This window comes from Algoriphagus sp. 4150 (assembly GCF_031457395.1).
In the GTDB taxonomy this organism is placed as follows: Bacteria; Bacteroidota; Bacteroidia; order Cytophagales; family Cyclobacteriaceae; genus Algoriphagus.
This window is the reverse complement of sequence record NZ_JAVDWS010000062.1, coordinates 1-3,815: the sequence shown is the minus strand read 5'-3', so window position 1 is coordinate 3,815 and position 3,815 is coordinate 1. Positions and strand designations below refer to the sequence as shown.

3 protein-coding genes are annotated in these 3,815 nt (G+C 41.8%); all 3 read left to right on the top strand.

Going from position 1 to position 3,815, the window contains the following annotated elements; translation table 11 throughout:
* Positions 1–85: 85 nt before the first annotated feature.
* The gene (locus J2X69_RS24670; protein WP_310109520.1) at positions 86–880 is read left to right on the top strand and encodes a PhzF family phenazine biosynthesis protein; all 795 of its coding nucleotides are present in this window, start codon (positions 86–88) and stop codon (positions 878–880) included.
* 17 nt (positions 881–897) lie between these two features.
* Complete coding sequence (locus J2X69_RS24665; RefSeq protein ID WP_310109517.1) at positions 898–1,611, top strand: potassium channel family protein; 714 nt, start codon at positions 898–900, stop codon at positions 1,609–1,611.
* Between the two features lie 83 nt (positions 1,612–1,694).
* The gene (locus J2X69_RS24660) at positions 1,695–3,176 is read left to right on the top strand and encodes a S10 family serine carboxypeptidase-like protein (RefSeq protein ID WP_310109514.1); all 1,482 of its coding nucleotides are present in this window, start codon (positions 1,695–1,697) and stop codon (positions 3,174–3,176) included.
* Positions 3,177–3,815: the final 639 nt, after the last annotated feature.

Sequence of the window (3,815 nt, the reverse complement as noted above, 5' to 3'; positions counted from 1 at the left end):
CATGAATATGAAAATTTAACTTCTTAGCGTTTTCTTACCCTTACCTAAAAATATAAAAATGAAGTGACAGAAAAATTATAAACATATGAAAATAACTATAACTACTGTTGATGCTTTTACTGACAAGGCATTTTCAGGAAATCCCGCCGCAGTTTGTTTATTGGATGAGGATCTGTCGGACGGGCAGATGCAGACCATAGCTATGGAAATGAATCTGAGCGAAACGGCCTTTGTACAGCGGACTTCTGAGTCGGACTCATATAGTCTCCGTTGGTTTACTCCGGCTCTCGAAATCGATCTCTGTGGACATGCTACATTGGCTTCAGCTTTTTGGATGGTAAAGGCCGGTTGGGCTAAAACAGGCGAAACGATCCGCTTCCAAACACGAAGTGGAGAGCTGCGGGTAAAAAGTGTTGGTGAATGGCTGGAGATGGATTTTCCGCTAATTTCCACCTTCGTAGAGCAGCATCCTTTTTTTGGAAATGATTTCTTTGGAGCAAGAATCACGCATTCTGCCCGATTAAGAAAGAATTGGATTTTTGAGTTGGAAGATGCCAATGCCATAGAGTCATGTAAGCCTGATTTTTCTGTGGTGAAGGAGCACAGCGAAGAAGGAATTATCATTACTGCTCCGGGAAAAGGGATATTTGATATATATAGTCGTTTTTTTGGACCGAATGTAGGCATTGATGAGGATCCAGTTACCGGCTTTGCACATTGTGCGCTGATGGATTATTGGTTTCAAAGATCCGGTAAAAATAAACTTAAAGCCTATCAGGCAAGCCAAAGGGGAGGTGAACTTCATTTAGAGAAACGGGATAATCGCGTGATCATCCGAGGGCAGGCTGTGAAAGTGTTGTCGGGAGAAATTGAATTTTAATTGTTGAAGGGGAAACTATGGGACAAAATGAAAGGGGCAATGAGAAGGAGGTAAAGAGCGTGGGTTATTCTTTTAAGAATTTCTGGATGACTGATTCCAGTTTTTCTGTGTTGTTTGTTATTTTAGTTTTCACCGTCTTTATACTGCCGATCTTGATTGTATATGGGCATATGGGCAGTATTTTTATCAATTCAGTTTTTTTATTTCTGTTTTTCACGGGAATATGGTCATCGAAGAAACCCTCACTAATTGCTTTGACGACTATCCTGTTTATTGCCCAGTTGAGCCTTCGACTACTGAGGTTTTCCTCGTTCGATTTTGATTTTTATTTAGGAGAAAGGTTCGTAGGGATACTTAATATGATTGTTTTTATTGGATTGAATATTAGACAGTTATTCCGAAATGATCGAATTACTGTATATCGCGTGATCGGGGCTGTCAATGTGTACTTATTGGTGGCAATCTTAGGGGCTTTTGTCTTTGAAATAATCCAGATATTGACGGGATCGGCAATAGAAGGAGGACTGAATATAAGTGGGAATGACGAGGATTTTGCCTCTTACATTTATTTCAGTATGGTTTCCATGACTACGGTGGGCTTTGGAGATATATATCCTGTTCAGATTATGGCCAAAATGCAAGCTGTTTTCCTTTCGATGACAGGGATACTTTACCCCACGGTGATCATCGCCAAACTGGTAAGTGTAAGCAATATGCTTGAAAATAAATGATGCATGCTCCATTTGTGTAATTGTTGATTGATTTGGATTTGCCAAATGCTAGATTCATGTATCCAAACCTTCCACTTTACTTTATGAGAAAATTAAGCTTAACATTATTTTTTGCAACTGTGCTTTCTGTAGTTCTAGCCCAAACGGAAAGACAGATAGAAGTAGAATCCGCTGTGGTGACCACGCATGAAACTACTATCAAAGGCAAGAAAGTCCCTTACAAAGCTACCGCCGGAACCCAGCCGGTATGGAGTGAAAAAGGGAAGCCTATTGCATCCTTGTTTTATACCTATTATGAGCGGACAGATATTCAGGACAAGACCACCCGTCCTTTGGTGATTTCATTCAACGGGGGGCCGGGTTCAGCTTCCATCTGGATGCATATTGCCTATACAGGTCCTGTTGTCTTGAATATTGATGAGGAGGGCTACCCGCTACAGCCTTATGGTATCAAGTCCAACCCGTATTCTATCCTTGATGTAGCGGACATTGTGTATATAGATCCTGTGAATACGGGATATTCCAGAATCGTAGATGAGGAAGTAGACCGCTCAACTTTCTTTGGGATCAATTCTGACATTCAATACTTGGCAGACTGGGTGAATACATTTGTAACCCGCACCAGTCGCTGGGCTTCGCCAAAGTATCTTATCGGAGAAAGCTATGGTACCACCAGAGTAGCAGGCTTGGTAGCTCAGCTCCAAAATGCCCACTGGATGTATTTCAACGGCGTGATTATGGTCTCACCTACCGAATTGGGAATAGAGCGTGGCGCACCTATCCATACTTCTAACTACCTACCTTATTACGCAGCTACGGCTTGGTATCACAAAGCCTTGGATGAGTCTTTGCAGAGTAGGGATTTGGATGATATTTTACCTGAGGTAGAAGCTTTCACAATCAACGAGTTAATTCCTGCCGTAGTGAGAGGTGGAAATCTTCCCGCTATAGAAAGAGATGCCATAGCTACAAAATACGCATTGTACTCGGGTCTCGACAAAAAAGTGGTGCTTGAGCATAACCTGTTGATCCCCACAAATTTCTTCTGGAAAGAACTACTTAGAGATCAGGGCATGACCGTAGGTAGATTGGACAGTAGATACAAGGGATTTGACAATGCAGGCACAGGCTCCAGACCGGATTTTGATCCGGCTTTATCTTCTTGGAACCACGCATTTGCCCCTTCCTTCCAAATCTATGTCAGAGAAAATCTGAATTTCAAAACTGACTTGACTTATAATTTATTTGGTCCTGTGCATCCGTGGAATCGCTCAAATGAGACTACGGGGCAAGATCTGGGAAGTGCCATGCGCCAAAATCCTTACTTGCATGTAATGGTCCAGTCTGGGTACTACGATGGGGGAACCGATTTCTTCAATGCAAAGTATAACTTATGGCAAATCGATGCTGCAGGGAGAATGGCCGACAGAATTTCCTGGAAAGGCTATAGAAGTGGCCACATGATGTATCTGCGGGCAGAGGATCTGGAGACTTCCAATGAGGATATCCGCGAGTTTATAAAGAATTCCATGGTAGCTCCCGATATGCCGGCAAAGTATAATTAAGTATTAAGTAGATAGTATCAAGAATCAAGAAACAAGAGCCAAGAGCCAAGAATCAAGTAGCAAGAAGCAAGAGTCATTATTCGTCATTGCGATAAGCGAGGTAGGAGCGAAGAAGCAATCTCTTTCAGAGATTCTAGATCCTAGAGACAAGAAGTAAGAGACAAGAAAGTTGAGTCGATGATAATCTGAAATGACTGGTATATTCAGTATTAATCCTGTGCTCAATTTTAACCTGTTAACCTTTAACCCTTAATCCATTAACCTTTAATCCTTAATCCATTAACCTTTAATCCTTACAGTATCAAGAAGCGAGATTCTAGAGCCAAGGTTCGTCATTGCGATAAGCGAGGTAGGAGCGAAGAAGCAATCTCTTTACGCTAAGACTAAGTGCCAAGTAGTAGAGCTAGTAGCTAGTATCAAGAAACAAGAAGCAAGATCCGCGAGACAAGAGTCTAGTGATAAAAGCTACGAACTCCCCCTTGGATTAATGACTTGGTTTGGGAAAATAAATTCGGGTAAAGGGGGCGAGGGGGATTTATAGAAAGTGACTCGTCCTAAAAATAGTTTACAGGTTATCGTTTAAATCCAGGTACTGATTGACTGTTTCTGCTAGTCCTTTTATTGGTTTACAAGTGTACG

Bases quoted from the DNA above. Each gene is read 5' to 3' on its own strand.
- J2X69_RS24670 (WP_310109520.1), top strand. From the start codon at position 86: ATGAAAATAACTATAACTACTGTTGATGCTTTTACTGACAAGGCATTT.
- J2X69_RS24665 (WP_310109517.1), top strand. From the start codon at position 898: ATGGGACAAAATGAAAGGGGCAATGAGAAGGAGGTAAAGAGCGTGGGT.
- J2X69_RS24660 (WP_310109514.1), top strand. From the start codon at position 1,695: ATGAGAAAATTAAGCTTAACATTATTTTTTGCAACTGTGCTTTCTGTA.